The 16,447-nt window shown below is 60.1% G+C and carries 11 protein-coding genes; 3 read left to right on the top strand and 8 right to left on the bottom strand.

The window, feature by feature from the left end:
• Nucleotides 1–18 precede the first annotated feature (18 nt).
• The 7 genes from HKK55_RS13500 to HKK55_RS13530 form a co-directional block, all read right to left on the bottom strand.
• Nucleotides 19–1,548 carry a DHA2 family efflux MFS transporter permease subunit gene (locus HKK55_RS13500; RefSeq protein ID WP_169355145.1) on the bottom strand — a complete coding sequence of 510 codons (1,530 nt, stop codon included), beginning with the start codon at nucleotides 1,546–1,548 and terminating at the stop codon, nucleotides 19–21.
• A 65-nt stretch (nucleotides 1,549–1,613) separates the two neighbouring features.
• On the bottom strand, nucleotides 1,614–2,816 hold the full coding sequence (locus HKK55_RS13505) for an efflux RND transporter periplasmic adaptor subunit (RefSeq protein ID WP_169355146.1): 1,203 nt from the start codon (nucleotides 2,814–2,816) through the stop codon (nucleotides 1,614–1,616).
• 15 nt (nucleotides 2,817–2,831) lie between these two features.
• Nucleotides 2,832–4,295, bottom strand: coding sequence for an efflux transporter outer membrane subunit (locus HKK55_RS13510; protein ID WP_169355147.1), 1,464 nt, complete (start codon nucleotides 4,293–4,295; stop codon nucleotides 2,832–2,834).
• On the bottom strand, nucleotides 4,292–4,765 hold the full coding sequence (locus HKK55_RS13515; protein WP_169355148.1) for a MarR family winged helix-turn-helix transcriptional regulator: 474 nt from the start codon (nucleotides 4,763–4,765) through the stop codon (nucleotides 4,292–4,294). The genes HKK55_RS13510 and HKK55_RS13515 overlap by 4 nt, the downstream gene beginning before the upstream one ends.
• A gap of 677 nt (nucleotides 4,766–5,442) precedes the next feature.
• Complete coding sequence (locus tag HKK55_RS13520; RefSeq protein ID WP_169355149.1) at nucleotides 5,443–9,117, bottom strand: translocation/assembly module TamB domain-containing protein; 3,675 nt, start codon at nucleotides 9,115–9,117, stop codon at nucleotides 5,443–5,445.
• Nucleotides 9,114–10,841: an autotransporter assembly complex family protein gene (locus HKK55_RS13525; protein ID WP_169355150.1), complete on the bottom strand. Its 1,728-nt coding sequence runs from the start codon at nucleotides 10,839–10,841 to the stop codon at nucleotides 9,114–9,116. Before HKK55_RS13525 ends, HKK55_RS13520 begins: the two co-directional genes overlap by 4 nt.
• Before the next feature lie 64 nt (nucleotides 10,842–10,905).
• A complete protein-coding gene (locus tag HKK55_RS13530) occupies nucleotides 10,906–11,556 on the bottom strand; it encodes an N-acetyltransferase (protein ID WP_169355151.1) in 651 nt (216 codons plus the stop codon).
• 171 nt (nucleotides 11,557–11,727) lie between these two features.
• Between HKK55_RS13530 and xthA the strand changes: the two genes are divergently transcribed.
• Both xthA and HKK55_RS13540 read left to right on the top strand, forming a co-directional pair.
• A complete protein-coding gene (gene xthA, locus HKK55_RS13535; protein WP_169355152.1) occupies nucleotides 11,728–12,540 on the top strand; it encodes an exodeoxyribonuclease III in 813 nt (270 codons plus the stop codon).
• A gap of 77 nt (nucleotides 12,541–12,617) precedes the next feature.
• Nucleotides 12,618–13,958 (top strand): substrate-binding domain-containing protein, encoded by a 1,341-nt coding sequence (locus tag HKK55_RS13540; protein WP_169355153.1) that lies wholly within the window; start codon nucleotides 12,618–12,620, stop codon nucleotides 13,956–13,958.
• A gap of 159 nt (nucleotides 13,959–14,117) precedes the next feature.
• On the opposite strand, the gene HKK55_RS13545 is transcribed toward HKK55_RS13540, so the two are convergent.
• Nucleotides 14,118–15,347, bottom strand: coding sequence for an acyl-CoA dehydrogenase (locus HKK55_RS13545; RefSeq protein WP_169355154.1), 1,230 nt, complete (start codon nucleotides 15,345–15,347; stop codon nucleotides 14,118–14,120).
• 150 nt (nucleotides 15,348–15,497) lie between these two features.
• Here HKK55_RS13545 and HKK55_RS13550 point away from each other — a divergent pair, with 150 nt between their 5' ends.
• Entirely contained in the window at nucleotides 15,498–16,433 is a 936-nt protein-coding gene (locus HKK55_RS13550; RefSeq protein WP_169355155.1) for a LysR family transcriptional regulator, read from the top strand.
• The last annotated feature ends 14 nt before the right edge of the window (nucleotides 16,434–16,447 follow it).

Here is a 16,447-nt window from a genome sequence, read left to right on the forward strand (position 1 = left end):
GTATTAAAAACATCAAGACTAGTGCCCGCTTGCCTCCGGCCCCGCCTTCGCGGCAAACGGCGGCTTGGCCAGCCACACAATCACGATCAACCCCATGAACATCCACCCCAGCAACGTGAAGTAATCCACGGTGGACATCATGTACGCCTGGCTCGTCAGTATCTGATCCAACTGCGCATACGCCTTGTGCCCTGCCCCGCCCAGCGCATTCAACGCGTCGCGGGTGGCTGAGTCGTAGGTCGTCATGCTTTCGCTCATGTAAGCGTGGTGCTGATCCGCCCGGCGAATCCAGATCCAGGTGGTCAAGGATGCCGCAAAGCTACCGCCCAAGGTCCGCAGAAAGGTCGCCAGGCCCGCGCCATCGGCAATCTGGTGCGGTGGCAGGTCGGACATCAGGATGCTCAAGGTCGGCATGAAGAACAGCGCCACACCAATACCCATGAACAACTGCACCAGGGCGATGTGCTGGAAGTCCACTTCATTGGTAAAGCCTGCGCGCATGAAACAGCTCACGCCAATGGCGAGGAACGCCAGCCCGGCCAACAGGCGCAAGTCAAACTTGTGGGCATACTTGCCAACAAAGGGCGACATCAGCACCGGCAGAATCCCGATGGGTGCTACCGCAAGCCCGGCCCAGGTGGCGGTGTAGCCCATCTGGGTCTGCAACCATTGCGGCAGGATCAGGTTGATCCCAAAGAACCCGGCATAGCCCAGCACCAACACAATGGTGCCGATACGGAAGTTGCGGTGAGCAAACAACCGCAGGTTGACCACCGGGTGCTTGTCGGTCATTTCCCAGATGATGAACACCGCCAGGGCAATCACCGAAATCACCGCACCGATAACGATAAAGTTCGACTCGAACCAATCCAGGTCATTGCCCTTGTCGAGGATGATCTGCAGGGCACCGACGCCGACAATCAGGCTCAGCAACCCAACGTAATCCATCGGCTGGTGACTGGTAACCACTGGCCGCTTCTTCAGTTGGAAGCGCACCACCATCACCGCAAAGATACCGATGGGCACGTTGATGAAGAAGATCCACGGCCAACTATAGCTGTCGGTGATCCAGCCACCGAGAATCGGCCCCGCAATCGGCGCCACCACCGTGACCATCGCCAGCAACGCCAAGGCCATGCCTCGCCTCGCCGGCGGGTAGACGGCGATCAGTAACGTCTGGGTCATCGGATACAGCGGACCGGCCACCAAACCTTGCAGCACCCGGAAGCCAATCAGCTCAGGCATCGAGGTGGAAACACCACAGAGAAACGAGGCCAGTACGAACAGGATGGTGGCCCAAAGAAACAGCTTCACCTCACCGAAGCGACGGCTCAGCCAGCCGGTCAGCGGCAAGGCGATGGCGTTACTCACGGCAAACGAGGTGATGACCCAGGTGCCCTGCTCCGAACTCACGCCCAGGTTGCCGGAAATAGTCGGCAACGCCACGTTGGCGATGGTGGTATCGAGCACCTGCATGAAGGTTGCCAGGGACAAGCCGATGGTGGCCATCAGCAAACTGGGCGGCGTGAAGGAGGCGTTATTGCTCATCGCTAATCCTGTGAAACGGAGTGGACGCTACGGCCGCCAAGGACCGTAGCTGACGGATCGGCGAATCAGCGCTGGACAGCCTTGGGAGCGGCCAGGCTGTTGTCATGGATAAGCTGGGTGATCATTGCATCAGCCTCGGCCAACTGACGGTCGTACACGTTGGTGCTGAACGAAGCCTTTTGTGGTGCTTGCTGGGCTAACACCGGGCCGCTCTGGTCGTGCAGGTTGACGTTGACCACGGTGGACAAGCCAACCCGCAACGGATTCTTGGCCAGCTCTTCGGCATTGATATGAATCCGCACCGGCACCCGCTGCACGATCTTGATCCAGTTACCAGTGGCGTTCTGCGCCGGCAGCAAGGCAAAGGCACTGCCGGTCCCGGCGCCGAGGCTGTCCACGCTACCGCTGAACTTGACGTCGCTGCCGTAGATATCAGCTTCGATATCCACCGGTTGGCCAATGCGCATCTGGCGCAGTTGGGTTTCCTTGAAGTTGGCGTCGATCCACAGTTGATCCAGGGGGATCACCGCCATCAACGCGGTACCCGGTTGTACACGCTGGCCCAGTTGCACGGTGCGCTTAGCCACGTAACCGGTGACCGGTGCAATCAGGGTGCTGCGGGCGTTGGTCAGGTAAGCCTGGCGCAATTGCGCGGCGGCAGCCTGCACGTCCGGGTGCGAAGAAATCACCGTATCGTCCACCAATGCGTTGGTGGTTTTGAGTTGCTGCTCGAGGCTGGCCAGCGCGTTATTCGCCGAGGTCAAACTGTCACGAGCGTGGGAGAGCTCCTCCAGGGAAATCGCCCCGCCCTGCGCCAGGTTTTTCCGACGGTTGTAATTGTCCTGGGCGGTTTGCACTTCGGCTTTCTGTGCATTGACCTGGGCTTTCATGCCATCGACGTTGCTGTACAAACCACGCACCTGACGTACCGTGCGGGCCAGATTGGCCTGGGCACTTTGCAGGCCGACTTCGGCATCGTTGGGGTCGAAGTTGATCAGCACCTGGCCCTCATGGACCAGGTCACCATCGTCGGCACCGATACTCACCACGGTGCCGGTCACCAGCGGGGTGATTTCCACCACGTTGCCGTTCACGTAGGCGTCGTCAGTGCTTTCGCTCCAGCGTCCGTAGAACTCGTACCAGCCCCATACACCTAGGACGCCGAGGATGACGATCAGCGCCAGGACCAGCAGCATGAATTTACGTTTGCCCGGGTTGCTGGTGTCGGCGGGTTGTTGGCTTGTGTTGTTTGTTTCGGCAGTGGCCATGACTAGTACCTTGAATTATTCAGTGCGCGTGGCTGGGGTGGTCGACGCCACGTTATCGGCGTGAAACCCGCCGCCCAGGGCCTGCATCAATTGAATCGAAAGATCGATTTGCTCGGCATTCAGGCTGGCCAACTGACGTTGGGCCTGCAGCAATTGCTGCTCGATGCTGAGCACGTCCAGGTAATTACCGATACCTGAGCCGTAACGCTGAACCACGGTGTTGTAGGACTCCTGGGCAATGTCCGTCGCATGTTGCTGGGCCTGAATCTGCCGGCCGATATCGCGCAACTGCGAGAGGCTGTCGCTGACATCCCCCAGGGCTTTCACCAGGCTTTTGTTGTACTGGGCCACCGCCAGGTCGTAATCGGCATCGCGGGAATCGAGGTCGGCGCGCAGGCGGCCGCCATCGAAAATCGGCAGCGACACCGTCGGGGCAATGCTGAAGAACCGGCTGGCGGAACCGAACATCGCATCCCCCAGCAACGACTCGGCCCCGGCGCTCGCGCTCAGGTTGAGGTTGGGATAGAAGTTGGCTTTGCCGGCAACGATGTTCTTGCTCGCCGCCTCCACCCGCCAGCGGGCGGCAATCAGGTCTGGGCGACGCCCCAACAACTCGGCCGGCAGCACCGAAGGCACGGCGACGGCGCTGGGCTTGAGGACATTCGGACGGCTCAATTCATTGCCACGGTCCGGGCCTTTGCCCAGCAATACCGCCAGGGTGATCTTGGCGCTTTGCAGGGTTTTCTCGGCGTCGATCAGTTGCGACTCGGAGCTGGCTTCCAGACTTTCGGTTTGCTGATATTGGTACTGGCTGTCGATCCCGGAACTCAGCCGACGCTTGCTCAGGTCGAGCATTTGCCGGGTGCGCTTGAGGTCGTCATTGGCCAGGTCCCGAACGATATGGGCGCGGCCCAGGTCGCTGTAGGCCCGTGCGACATCGGCAGCCAAGGTCAGTTGAGCGGCCTGCTGGTCGACTTCGGCGGCGCGAGCCTGGCCCAGCGCAGCTTCCCAGGCGGCACGCTGACCGCCCCACAGGTCGAAGTTGTAATTGAAGCCCGCACTGATGTTGCGCACGGTGGCGTAAGTACCGCCAACCCCTTGCGGGTCCTGATCCTTGGCCAGGCGCGAACGGCTGACACCTGCGCTGGCATCCAGGGTCGGCATGCGTGCGGCATCGGCGGCATAGGCAGCAGCTTCGGCCTGATGGGCACGAGCGCTGGCCACTTGCATGTCGGGGCTGTCGCGCAGGGCTTCGTGGATCAGGCCGTCGAGCTGTGGGTCGCCGAGGCTTTTCCACCAGTCGGCTTTTGGCCAGGCGGCAGGCGACAGAGTCACGCCACTGAGGGATTTGCCAGCTTGCAGGTTATTGGCTTCGAGGCGTTTGCCTTCTGTGTCCAAGCCACTGTAATTGGCACAACCGGCGACAGTCATGGCCACCAGCACCAGGCTGAGGCCGGCACGCAAAGCGCGATTGTTCATTTCCCACCTATTCGCTGAATGGTCATTGCATCACCTGCAGCCACGAGAATTTTCGTCAAGATGTCTTCCAGGGTTTTCAGTTCGCCCGGCTCCAACGCCCCGGCCAGTTGGTTCAAGGCCTGGGCACCGATATGCGGCAGCATGTCCGCTACACGCTGGCCTTCAGCGGTCAGCACCAACTGCACCTGGCGCCGGTCCTGCTCGGAACGCTTGCGCGCCAACAGGTCTTTTTGCTCCAGGCGGTCGAGCATGCGGGTCATTGATCCGCTGTCCAGGGACAGGTTGCGGCACAGCTCCGCCGGGGTGTCGACGCCGAATTGGGCCATATTGATCAACACCTTGAACTGCGCGGCGGTGATGCCGTGCGGTTCCATATGGGTGTCAATGATCCGGTCCTTGAGCGAGGCAGCGCGGCCCAGCAGGAGTCCCAGGTTGCAGTTATGGAAGTTTTCGGGGGTGAAGTGTTTCATCGAGACCTACCTACTAACTGCCTAGGCAGTGAATGTATGTCGAGATGTTACTGCTTAGGCAGCGAATGTCAAACAAATAGTTAGGTTGCTTTGTATTGGGCGAAGAAAGGATGGGGAGACAACGGTGGGAGTGCGGCTAACTGTGGGGGTGTAGCCCGCGATCGGCTGCATAGCAGTCGTAAGAATCTTGAAACCACTGAAGGTCCTTGGGCCCTTATCGCAGCCTCGTGCCTCGGCACCTGCTACAGGGCCGTGTCGATCACCTGTAGCCGCTGGCGTAGCCTGCGATCGGCTGCGCAGCACTCGTAAGAATCTTGAAACCACTGAAGGTCCTTCGGCCCTTATCGCAGCCTCGTGCCTCGGCACCTGCTACAGGGCCGTGTCGATCACCTGTAGCCGCTGGCGCAGCCTGCGATCGGCTGCGCAGCAGTCGCCAGCCTCTGAAACCGTTGAAGGTCCTTCGGCCCTTATCGCAGCCTCGTGCCTCGGCAGCGGCTACAGGGTTGTGTCGGTCACCTGTAGCTGCTGGCGTAGCCTGCGATCGGCTGCGCAGCAGTCGCCAGCCTCTGAAACCGTTGAAGGTCCTTCGGCCCTTATCGCAGCCTCGTGCCTCGGCAGCGGCTACAGGGTTGTGTCGGTCACCTGTAGCTGCTGGCGTAGCCTGCGATCGGCTGCGGCTAGAAATCCCGCTTATAGAAAATATCCAGCGAGCTGGCCACGCCGCTGGCCACTTCCAGGTACACCTTCTTGCTCAGCAAGTACCGCAAGGCGATGGTATTGGCCGGCTCAAACACCCCGACGCCATAGCGCAAACTGAGTTTTTCCGAGATCTTGCCGCTGGCCACCACGGCGGTATTGTTGCCACTGCCCTGGGTGTCGAGGTCGAAGTCCTGGATCCCCAGTTTATTGGCAATATCCGACGTCACCCCTGCACTACCCATCAACCCCAGCCCCAAGGCCGCCTGGGCCAACATGTTGTTATCTTCGCCGGTGGTGCTCAGCGGACGCCCCAACACCAGATAGGACAAAGCCTGCTCCTGACTCATGGCCGGTTCCGAGAAGATTTGCGTAGTGGGCTGCTCGGCGCTGCCGCTCAGGCGGATACCGGCGATCACGTCGTCAGTCTGGCGGATGGCTTCGATGTCCAGGTACGGCTGGTCGATAGGCCCGGCGAACAGCAGCCGTGCCCGACGCACATTGAGGCGCTGGCCATAGGCGCGGTAGCGGCCGTCGTTGAGCCACAGCTCGCCACGGGTGTCCATGTTGTCGCCGATGTGTACGTGGCCTTGCACCTTGGCGGTCAGGCCGAATCCGGCGAAGTTCAACGTGTCCTTACCGACTTCCACATCGATGTCCATGGCCATCGCCATCGGCGGCTTGCCTTCCTCGGTCTGGCTGCCGAGGATCACCGTGTCATCAGAGACCTTGACCGTCGAGGGCGGCAATTCACGCACGGTGATGTCGCCCTTGGGGATCTGCACTTTGCCGGCGATGGCCAGCTTGTCGTGCTTCAGGGTGATTTTCAGGTCGGGGACCACTTCCAGTTCCGCGTAAGGCTCCACGGTCACCGGTAGTTGCGTGCCTTGCAGGCTGATGTCGACGGCCAGGGCCTGGCCCCAGTCGATCTGGCCCTTCACGCTGCCCTGCCCGGCTTTACCGCTTTTCCAGCCTCCATTGAGTTGCACGCTTTCGCCAGCGATCAAGGCCTGGATGTTCAGGTCTTCAAGGCTGATGGGCAATTCAGGCCCGGAAATCTCGCCGCCTACAAGGTTCACGCTGCCGTTGACCTGGGGTGCCAGCAGGCCACCGGACAGACGACCGTTACCGTTGAGCTTGCCGTTAAGTTTTTCCACCATCGGCACAAACGGTCGGGCTACCGCCAAATCCAGCCCGGTGAGGCTGAAGTTGCCGGTCAACGGTTTGTTTTTAGGCAGAGGATTGATCTGCGCCTGCAACAGCAGTTCCCCCAGCTTACCGCCACGGAAGTTCAGCTGGGTGTCGATGCGCTTGGGGTTGAGGGTGGTTTCCAGTTTGAGGGTGTCATAAGGGAAATCCAGCCACTGGTCCTTGTCCTTGACCCGTAAAGTACCGCCACTGGCATCCACCGACACCACGCCTTGGGGGCCACTGGCCGGCAGGTCGAGTTGCACGTCGGCGTTGAGTTTGCCCTTCCAGGCGAAATCCTTGGGCAGCCATTGCGCCAGGCTGTCGATGGGAAATTGCTTGAGGTGGTAACGCAGCTTCGGCTCGGGCATCAGACGCTGGTCTTCACCACACAAGCTCGCGGGGCCAGACACCCAGCAGTGGGCAGAAAAGGTCAGCTTGCCGTCTGCCAGGCGTTCGATTTTCGCTGGGGCTTGCAGCTTCCAGTCCTGCCCGCCAGCTTGCACGTCGCCGCTGGCCAAACGTCCGCGCCAGTTGCCCTTGTCCAAGTTGCCATCAAGGGCCAAAGCGAGCTTGAGCAACGGGCCGGCCAGGTCCAACTGGACTTTCTGACTCTTGATATCGCCCTGGGCGCTGGCGGTCAGCGTGCCGACCTGGGTTTCACCGGCTTGAATGCCGCTGCCCTTAAGGTCGATCTTGGCTCGCTGGGCGTTGTCCAGGCTGGCGTCCAGGGTCAGGTTTTGCAGGCGGTTGTCTTCAAACGCCAGTTGCTGACCCAACACGTTGAGCTTGCCCTGAGGTGCCTGAAGTGTGCCGGCCACGTCGAGACGGCCATTGACCTGCCCGCGCAGTTGCGGCCACAGCTGAGCCAGGCGCGCCAGCTTGATATCAATCTGCCCGGCCAGGCGTTGTTGCAGGCTGCCACTGCCGTTGATGCGGTTGTCGCCGAGTCGAATATCCAGAGCACTGAGTGTCCATTGCTCGCCCGCGCCTTCGGCCTTGGCCTGGAGCACGGCCGGCTGGCCGCGCAAGCGACCCTTGAGGTCCAGGTCGGCATTGAGCTTAAGCTGCTGGTTTTTCATCTCGCCCTTGCTGCGCAACGGACCGGCAAGCGTGCCCGGCAGTTCCGCGACCCAGTACGCCGGGTTGATCGCCGACAGGTCCAGCGCAGTGTCCCAAGCGATGCCATCGGCGAATTGCAGGTTGAGGTGGCCTTCGGCCTTGCCTTGACCTGCGGCCAGTTTCAGCTCCGGCAGGAACACTTGCTTGAGGTCGCCACTGAATGGGCTGCTCAGGCTGAACTTGCCGGCGGGGCCATCGAGGTCGGCCTTGAAGTTGCCCAAGTAGTTGCCATCTTTGTAAGAGACTTCTCCATTGAAGGTACGCAACGCGACTTGGGGTTCGTCGATCAACGGGTAGAGGCGATGCCAGGGGAAGTCCAGCCAGTCGATCTTGGCGTCAGCACTGAAGCCTTGCTGCCAGTCCAACTGGGCGCTGAGCTTGAGGCTTTGCTTATCGCCGGCATTCAGGTCCAGGCCAGCGATTTGCGCACCCTTGGCGTCGACCTTGCCTTGTAGCAGTAGATCCACCGGGCCTTTTTCTGCGGGTAACACCGCCTTGCCCAGCAGTTGGTAGCCGTTTTTCAGGTCGCCCTTGGCCGTCAGATCCAGCTGATTGAGTTGCAGGGTATCGGGTAAATCGGCACTGGCCTTGAACCCATCGGCGGTAATGCGCACTTGCGCCGGCAGGTTTTCTACCAACGGTTGCAGCTCGCCGCTGAGCTTACCCGGCAGATAGCCGCTGCTGTCAGCGTCGAGTTTGAGGGTCTTGAGCAAGTCACCATCGACCTTGAGCGCCACCGTCCACGGTGCACCGCCCGGGGCGTAGGGCAAACTCAGGTTACCCGTCGCCGTCAGTGGCCAATCTCCGGTGGGTTGCAGCAAGCCGGACAAGTCGAGGACCAGGTCATCCCGTTGCAGGTGCACCGAGTCAATCTTCATGCCCTCTGCGGTCCAGTGCGCCGCCAGTTGCAGGCCCTTGAGCTCCTCGCTGCCGTTAAACAGCAGGCTGCCGACACGGACTTCGCCCAGTTGGATCGCCACCGGCAACTTCAACTCAGGCAAGGTGATGGGGCCGCTGCTTTCTTCCGTACTGGGAGGGAATTGCAGGCTGACCTGCTCCACGTCCAGTTGGTTGATGCACAGGGTCATGCGCATCAGGCACCCCGGTGACCAATCAAACTTCGGCGCGTTGAGCTCGACCCGGCTGCCGTCTTGTTGCCACAGCAGATGATCGGCACTCCACTGCCCGCCCAGGCGCCCTTGGAAATTTTCCACGGTCAAACCCGGTACCTGACTCAATGCCCAGCGACTGCCCGCCTGAGTGCCGAGCACTGTCCACAGTGCCAGCACCAGTAATGCCAGGACGGCAAGAATGGCCAGCCCCGCTATTTTCAAACCACGCGTCACAGCTCAGGCCCCATGGAAAAGTGCAAACGAATACCGCCCGGATCTTCCAGCGCATGGGCCAGGTCGAGACGGATCGGTCCTACCGGGGAAACCCAGCGTACGCCAACGCCGACGCCGGTTTTCAAGCTCGGCATGTCGAGGTTGTTGAAGGAATTACCTTGGTCGATAAAGGTCGCGATCCGCCATTTCTCGGCGATGGAATATTGATACTCGGCGCTCAGGGCCACCATGTAGCGGCCACCGATGCGGTCACCGCGATCGTTTTCCGGTGACAGTGTCTGGTACTCGTAACCGCGCACGCTCTGGTCGCCACCGGCAAAGAAGCGCAACGACGGCGGCACGGACTTGTAGCCATTGGTGGCACTGCCACCGAACTGTGCCCGACCGAGGAAGCGGTGCTTGTCCCACACGGTGGTCAAGCCCTTGATCATCGCCGTGCCGTAGAGCAGGTTGGTATCGGACATCAACCCTTCCTTGGCCACCCGGGTCTCGAATTGCAAGCGATAGCCGTTGTGGGGATCGATACGGTTGTCACTGCGAAGGTAGGAATAACTGATGCCCGGCATCAGCAAGTTACTCAGGCCCGAGTCATTGCCCAGGCGATATTCTTCGCGCTGCCATTTCAGCGAGATGATCCGTGTCCAGCCACTGGGCAACTTGCTGTGCCATTCAGGGCCGACCGTCAGCAACTTACTGAGGGTGTCGGTGCCCGCCAGCTCTTCATTCTGATAGCCGCCGGCAAAGCGCAGTTTATCGGTGAGTGGTGGGTCAAGAGGAATGTCGTACCACAAACCGACGTTCTGCCGGGGCGCCGACAATTCAGCCTCCCAACCATAACTATGCCCCTGAGGATTGACCCAATGCCGGGTCCAGTTGGCCTTGCCGCGAGGGCCGACATCGGTGGAGTAACCCAGGCCCAGGCCCATGGTCCGTGGCTTGCGAGTTTCCAACTGCACAGCCACCGGAATCACATCATTGGCCGACGCAGCGGGCGCGGCGTCCACCCGCACGCCCTCGAAAAAGCCGCTGGATTGCAGGGCCTGATTCAGTTCGGCGATCAGTTCGGAGTCGTAGGGTGCGCCGCTTTTGAACGGCACCATGCGTTGCAGCAGGTCTTCATCGAACGGTGTGTCGCCGGCAAAGCTGACCTTGCCCAAGGCATAGCGTGGACCGCTGTCGTAAATGAGTTCGATATCGGCCACGCCCGCTTGCGGGTCCACCGACAGTTTCTGACTGGTAAAGCGCCCGCTGAAAAAGCCGTAGCGTGACGCCTGGTTCTGGATCAGGCGCTTGGCGTCTTCGTAGTTACCGTGGTTGAGCACGGCACCGGGTTTGAGCTCGTCACTGCTGGGCAGGCGAAAGGACTTGAGGCTCGCCGCCTGACCGTCGACACGAATGGTCACGTTGCGCAAATGCACCGGCTCGCCGGGGTCGATGGTGAGGGTCAAGCGCGGCGTCTTGCCGCCCTTGACGTCACTGGCAATCTGCGGCTGATAGAAACCCAAAGCCTGGGCGGCCTTGCGCGCCTGCTCTTCAGCACCACGGCTGAAACGCAGCAAGGCTTCTTCATCACGATCGCCAACCCCGCCGATATAGCCTTCGATGTTGGCTTTCAACGCGTCGTTTGAGGGTTTGATGCGCACATCCAATTCGCTTTGCGCCAGTGCGCTGCAGCTCGTGAACAGCAGAATCAAGCCGCTGGTAAATCTTCCTGGAAACTTCATAGGCGCGGATGCTACACGAGCTTGGGAACATCATAGAACCCGGATTTGTCTGAATAATTCTGTCTTAACCCGTTGCAACATGTAACGCCTGCGGATTCGGATGAAAAAACACGTGTTCGAGGATCGGTCCTACGGCGACCTCGCCAATTTCTTCATAGCCCTGACGCTTGTAGAAGTCCAGGTAACGGGAGTTGCCGGTATCGAGCACCACGCCCGATGAGTTGGGGTCTTCGGCGCACCAGTTATGCACCGCTTCCAGTAGCTGCTCACCAAAATGCTTGCCCTGAAACTGCGGGTGAATCCCCAGCAAGGGCAACACATGCACCGACTCTGAAGGCAGACACGCCAGTACCGCCTGGTGGTACTCCAGATAGCGCCGGGTACCTCGTACACCGGTGCTGAGCCACATGCGCAATTGCCAGGCCCAACTTTCGGTGATGCCCAGGCGTCGCTGGGGTGGAGCGATCAGTGCAATGCCAATCAATCGGTCGTTGACCAGCAATCCGATGGCCGGCAAGTTCTGGAAGAAGTGCTGCTTGACCAACTCGCGCACGGTGGCCCGCACCCGCTGCTCGTAACCGGGACGTTCGGCTTCAAAGATGTAGGCGAAGGTCGGCTCATGGCGATAGGCCTGGTACAACAGCGAGCGAGCCTCGCGGGAGTAACCGCTGTCGAGCATGTGGATCTGGGCAATGGCGGTCGAGGTATCAGGCATCAGTGTTGATCTCCCCTGGACGCGACTCAAAAGGTTGCGCTCTTATTGGTACGAACCTTTGCAGCACGACTCGTTCCCAGACATTAGCAGTGCATCCGTCCTACCGCCACGCTGGCTCCCGTCCGACTTGTCGGCTAGCATCGTTGTTTTGCCAGGACTGGACCGCCGACCATGAAAATCGTCTCCTTCAACATCAACGGGCTGCGTGCACGCCCTCATCAGCTGGCGGCACTGATCGAGAAGCATCAACCGGACGTGATCGGCCTGCAGGAAACCAAGGTCCACGACGACCAGTTCCCGTTGGCCGAAGTACAAGCCCTGGGTTATCACGTGTACTACCACGGGCAAAAAGGCCACTACGGTGTCGCCCTGCTCTCGCGCCAGGAGCCTCTGGCACTCCACAAAGGCTTTGCCGGTGACGAAGAAGACGCCCAGAGGCGGTTTATCTGGGGCACATTCGCCGATGCCAATGGCCAGCCTGTGACCATCATGAACGGCTATTTCCCACAGGGTGAAAGCCGCGACCATCCCACCAAGTTCCCGGCCAAGCAGCGCTTTTACGAAGACCTGCAACAACTGCTGGAGAAGCAGTTCACCAATGACCAAGCGCTGGTGGTGATGGGTGACGTGAATATTTCTCCGGAAGACTGCGACATCGGTATCGGCGCCGACAATGCCAAACGTTGGCTGAAGACCGGCAAGTGCAGCTTCCTCCCGGAAGAGCGCGAGTGGATGGCCCGCTTGAAGAACTGGGGCCTGGTGGACAGCTTCCGTCACTTGAACCCCGATGTGGCGGATCGCTTCAGTTGGTTCGACTACCGCAGCCGTGGTTTTGAGGATGAGCCCAAGCGTGGGCTGCGTATTGATTTGATCATGGCCTCCCAAGGGCTGCTGCCACGGGTCAAGGCAGCGGGTGTGGACTATGAATTGCGCGGCATGGAAAAGCCCTCCGATCATGCACCGATCTGGCTTGAATTGAGCTGATAGCTCCTACCGTCATATTTATGCAACTGATCTGACTTAATCTGCCGGCACTCCCTTTGGCTTAAGAAGGTGCCGGCATGAGGCTGCGCGTTCTGTACCTGCTGGCAATCTGCAGCGTGTTTCCCCTCTGCGCTTTCTCTGCACAACTCCCCCTTCCTGACCACGGCCCGGCCTTGCGCCTACAGGGTTCCAATACCATCGGTGCCGCCTTGGGACCCGCCTTGGTCAAGGGCCTGATGGAGCAACAGGGCTTGCAGGATGTCCACAGCGAGCCCTCTGAACGCGCCAACGAACAGCATGTGATCGGCAAAACCCGCCTGGGCAAGCGTGTCACCCTCGAAGTGGCTGCCCACGGCTCCAGCACCGGTTTTGCCGCGCTGAAAAAACTCAGCGCCGACCTCGCCGCCTCGTCCCGTCCCATCAAGGACAGTGAACTGGTGGAACTGGAATCCTTGGGTGATTTGAAAAGCCCTGGCGCTGAACAAGTGATCGCCATTGATGGCCTGGCGATCATCCTTCATCCCCATAACCCGCTGAACACCCTGAACACTGAGCAACTGGCCCAAGTGTTCAGCGGCGAGGTCACGACCTGGGAAGCATTGGGCGGAATTGGTGGGAAAATTCACCTGTACGCCCGGGATGATCAGTCCGGCACCTACGATACCTTCAAGGAACTGGTGCTCGCTCGCCGGGGCAAAACCCTTGAGGGCAGCGCCAAACGCTTCGAATCCAGCGAACAATTGTCGGATGCTGTCAGCCGCGATCCTCAGGGCATCGGCTTTATCGGCTTGCCGTATGTACGCCAGGCCAAGGCCGTGGCGATTGTCGACGGCGACTCCCAGGCCATGCTGCCGCTGAACAGTTTGATTGCCACTGAAGACTACCCGCTGTCCCGGCGCCTGTTCTTTTACCTGCCGCCCACCAACCGGAACCCATGGGCCAAGGCGCTGGTGGACTTTGCCCAAAGTACCAAAGGCCAGGCGATCGTCGCCGCTAACGGGTTTGTCGCACAACAGGTACAGGCGATGACAGTGGAACCGCGCGAGCCGATGCCCGACGACTACCAGGCCATCGCCCGTGAGGCCCAACGGTTGACGGTGAACTTTCGCTTCGAAGAAGGCAGCGCCAGCCTGGACAGCAAGGCACGCCAGGACGTGCTGCGGGTGGTGGCGTACTTGCGAGGCCATGACAAGCTCAACAAACAGGTGACCCTGGCAGGATTTGGAGATGCCAAGAATGATCCGCAGCGGGCGGCGTTGTTGTCGAAATTACGGGCGATGGCGGTGCGTCGAGAGTTGGTCAAGAACGGCGTGGTCTTGAGGGATATTCGTGGGTTTGGCGCGCAGATGCCTGTAGCGGCGAATACGGCGGATGAAGGGCGGATCAAGAATCGGCGGGTGGAGGTTTGGGTGTACTAGTCCTCAGGTCTCCACACCCCTTGTGGCGAGGGGGCTTGCCCCCGTTGGGCTGCGTAGCAGCCCTGAAACCTGCCACCTCGGTCTATCTGAAAGAACTCAGCAACCCTATTGGGGCTGCTGCGCAGCCCAACGGGGGCAAGCCCCCTCGCCACAGAGCCCTCATTGCCCGTTGCGCATCATCTCGCGCGGCACATACTTGCCAATCTCGAACTTGCCAATGGCCGCTCGGTGCACTTCGTCCGGGCCGTCGGCCAGGCGCAGGGTGCGTTGCATGGCATACATATAGGCCAGCGGGAAGTCGTTGGACACCCCGGCACCGCCATGGATCTGGATGGCCCGGTCGATCACCTTCAAGGCTACATTCGGCGCCACCACCTTGATCTGAGCGATTTCACTTTTTGCCACTTTGTTGCCCACGGTGTCCATCATATAGGCGGCCTTCAAGGTCAACAGGCGTGCCATGTCGATCTCCATCCGCGAGTCGGCAATCTTGTCGATATTGCCGCCCAGGCACGCCAACGGTTTGCCGAAAGCGGTACGGCTCACGGAACGTTTGCACATCAGTTCCAGCGCACGCTCAGCCATGCCGACGGAGCGCATGCAGTGGTGAATACGGCCTGGGCCAAGGCGACCCTGAGCAATTTCGAAGCCCCTGCCCTCGCCCAGCAGAACGTTTTCGTACGGCACGCGGACGTTTTCGAACAGCACTTCGGCGTGGCCATGAGGTGCATCGTCGTAACCGAATACCGGCAGCGGGCGGACGATTTTCACACCGGGAGCGTCCACCGGCACCAGGATCATCGAGTGCTGCTGGTGACGCGGTGCATCCGGGTTGCTCAGGCCCATGAAAATCAGGATCTTGCAGCGCGGGTCGCAGGCACCGGAGGTCCACCATTTTTTACCGTTGATGACCCATTCATCGCCATCGCGTACCGCTCGAGCAGCCATGTTGGTGGCGTCCGAGGATGCCACGTCCGGCTCGGTCATGGCGAACGCCGAGCGAATTTCGCCGCGCAACAGCGGTTCCAGCCAGCGTTGTTTCTGCTCTTCGTTGGCGTAGCGCACCAGCACTTCCATGTTGCCAGTGTCTGGCGCCGAGCAGTTGAACGGCTCCGGCCCCAACAACGAGCGGCCCATGATTTCTGCCAGTGGCGCGTATTCCAGGTTGGTCAGGCCAGCACCCAGTTCCGACTCTGGCAGGAACAGGTTCCACAAGCCCTCGGCTTTGGCGCGGGCTTTGAGTTCCTCCATGATCGCGGTGGGCTGCCAGCGATCACCTTCGCTGACCTGGCGTTCAAACACCGGTTCGGCTGGGTAAACGTAAGCGTCCATAAACGCAGTGACGCGTTCACGCAGTTCCTGAACCTTAGGCGAGTAGGCGAAATCCATGAGCAGCTCCCTTTCTGAGAGGTTGTTTAGGTCATGAAATCGATGCTAGATCAGCTACGAAAATTTACCTAGCCTATTCTCGGCGTGTATTAACATTCATCACCGATATATGATCGGCCTATGGGCATCCCACAATAAGAGCGCTGCGAAATGAACTTGAGCAAGGTCGACCTCAACCTTTTCATCGTCTTTGACGCGATCTACACCGAAGCGAACCTGACCCGTGCCGGGCAGATTGTCGGCATTACGCAGCCGGCGGTGTCGAACGCGCTGGCGCGCCTGCGGGAGACCTTCAACGACCCACTGTTCGTGCGCACCGCCCAAGGGATGGTGCCGACGCCCATGGCCCAAAACATCATCGGCCCGGTGCGCAATGCGTTGTCATTATTGCGGGTGTCGGTACAGGAAAGTCGCATCTTCAACCCGCAGCAGGCGGCGAAGACCTATCGCATCAGTATGACCGACCTGACCGAGGCGGTAATTTTGCCGTTGCTGTTCCAGCGCCTGCGCCGCCTGGCACCGACGGTGGTCATCGAAAGCTTCCTGTCCAAGCGCCGGGAAACCACCAAGGAATTGGCCGCCGGCCGCCTGGACTTCGCAGTGGATGCGCCCCTCAACACCGACCCGCAAGTGCGCCATGTCAAGCTGATGGAAGATCGCTATGTGTGCGCCATGCGTAAGGGGCATCCGATGGCGAGCAAGGAAAAATTCACCCTGGATGATTACCTGTCGCTGACCCACATCCATATATCCAGCCGGCGCAACGGCCTGGGCCATGTCGACCTGGCCTTGGGCAAGATGGGTATCCAGCGCAAGATCGCCCTGCGCTCCCAGCATTACCTGATGGCCTCGCAGGTGTTGCAGCAGACCGACATGGTGATGACCGTGCCCGAACGCTTTGCCCGCCGCCATGAACTGCATTGGTTCAACCTGCCGGTCAATGATGTACCGCTGGTGGAAACCCATCTGTACTGGCACGAAAGCACCGACCAGGACCCGGCCAACCGCTGGATGCGCGAGCAGATGATCGAGTTGTGCCAACAGGTCACGGCTCACGAGAAGAAGCTGGACAAGCAGCAAGCTTGAACCATGGTACTTGA

This window comes from Pseudomonas sp. ADAK18, from assembly GCF_012935695.1.
Taxonomy (GTDB): Bacteria; Pseudomonadota; Gammaproteobacteria; order Pseudomonadales; family Pseudomonadaceae; genus Aquipseudomonas.

Excerpts from the sequence above, each read along its gene's own strand:
- HKK55_RS13530 (WP_169355151.1), bottom strand. The coding sequence starts at position 11,556 with ATGCCTGATACCTCGACCGCCATTGCCCAGATCCACATGCTCGACAGC.
- HKK55_RS13510 (WP_169355147.1), bottom strand. The coding sequence starts at position 4,295 with ATGAACAATCGCGCTTTGCGTGCCGGCCTCAGCCTGGTGCTGGTGGCC.
- HKK55_RS13505 (WP_169355146.1), bottom strand. The coding sequence starts at position 2,816 with ATGGCCACTGCCGAAACAAACAACACAAGCCAACAACCCGCCGACACC.
- HKK55_RS13500 (WP_169355145.1), bottom strand. The coding sequence starts at position 1,548 with ATGAGCAATAACGCCTCCTTCACGCCGCCCAGTTTGCTGATGGCCACC.
- HKK55_RS13545 (WP_169355154.1), bottom strand. The coding sequence starts at position 15,347 with ATGGATTTCGCCTACTCGCCTAAGGTTCAGGAACTGCGTGAACGCGTC.
- xthA (WP_169355152.1), top strand. The coding sequence starts at position 11,728 with ATGAAAATCGTCTCCTTCAACATCAACGGGCTGCGTGCACGCCCTCAT.
- HKK55_RS13550 (WP_169355155.1), top strand. The coding sequence starts at position 15,498 with ATGAACTTGAGCAAGGTCGACCTCAACCTTTTCATCGTCTTTGACGCG.
- HKK55_RS13540 (WP_169355153.1), top strand. The coding sequence starts at position 12,618 with ATGAGGCTGCGCGTTCTGTACCTGCTGGCAATCTGCAGCGTGTTTCCC.
- HKK55_RS13515 (WP_169355148.1), bottom strand. The coding sequence starts at position 4,765 with ATGAAACACTTCACCCCCGAAAACTTCCATAACTGCAACCTGGGACTC.
- HKK55_RS13525 (WP_169355150.1), bottom strand. The coding sequence starts at position 10,841 with ATGAAGTTTCCAGGAAGATTTACCAGCGGCTTGATTCTGCTGTTCACG.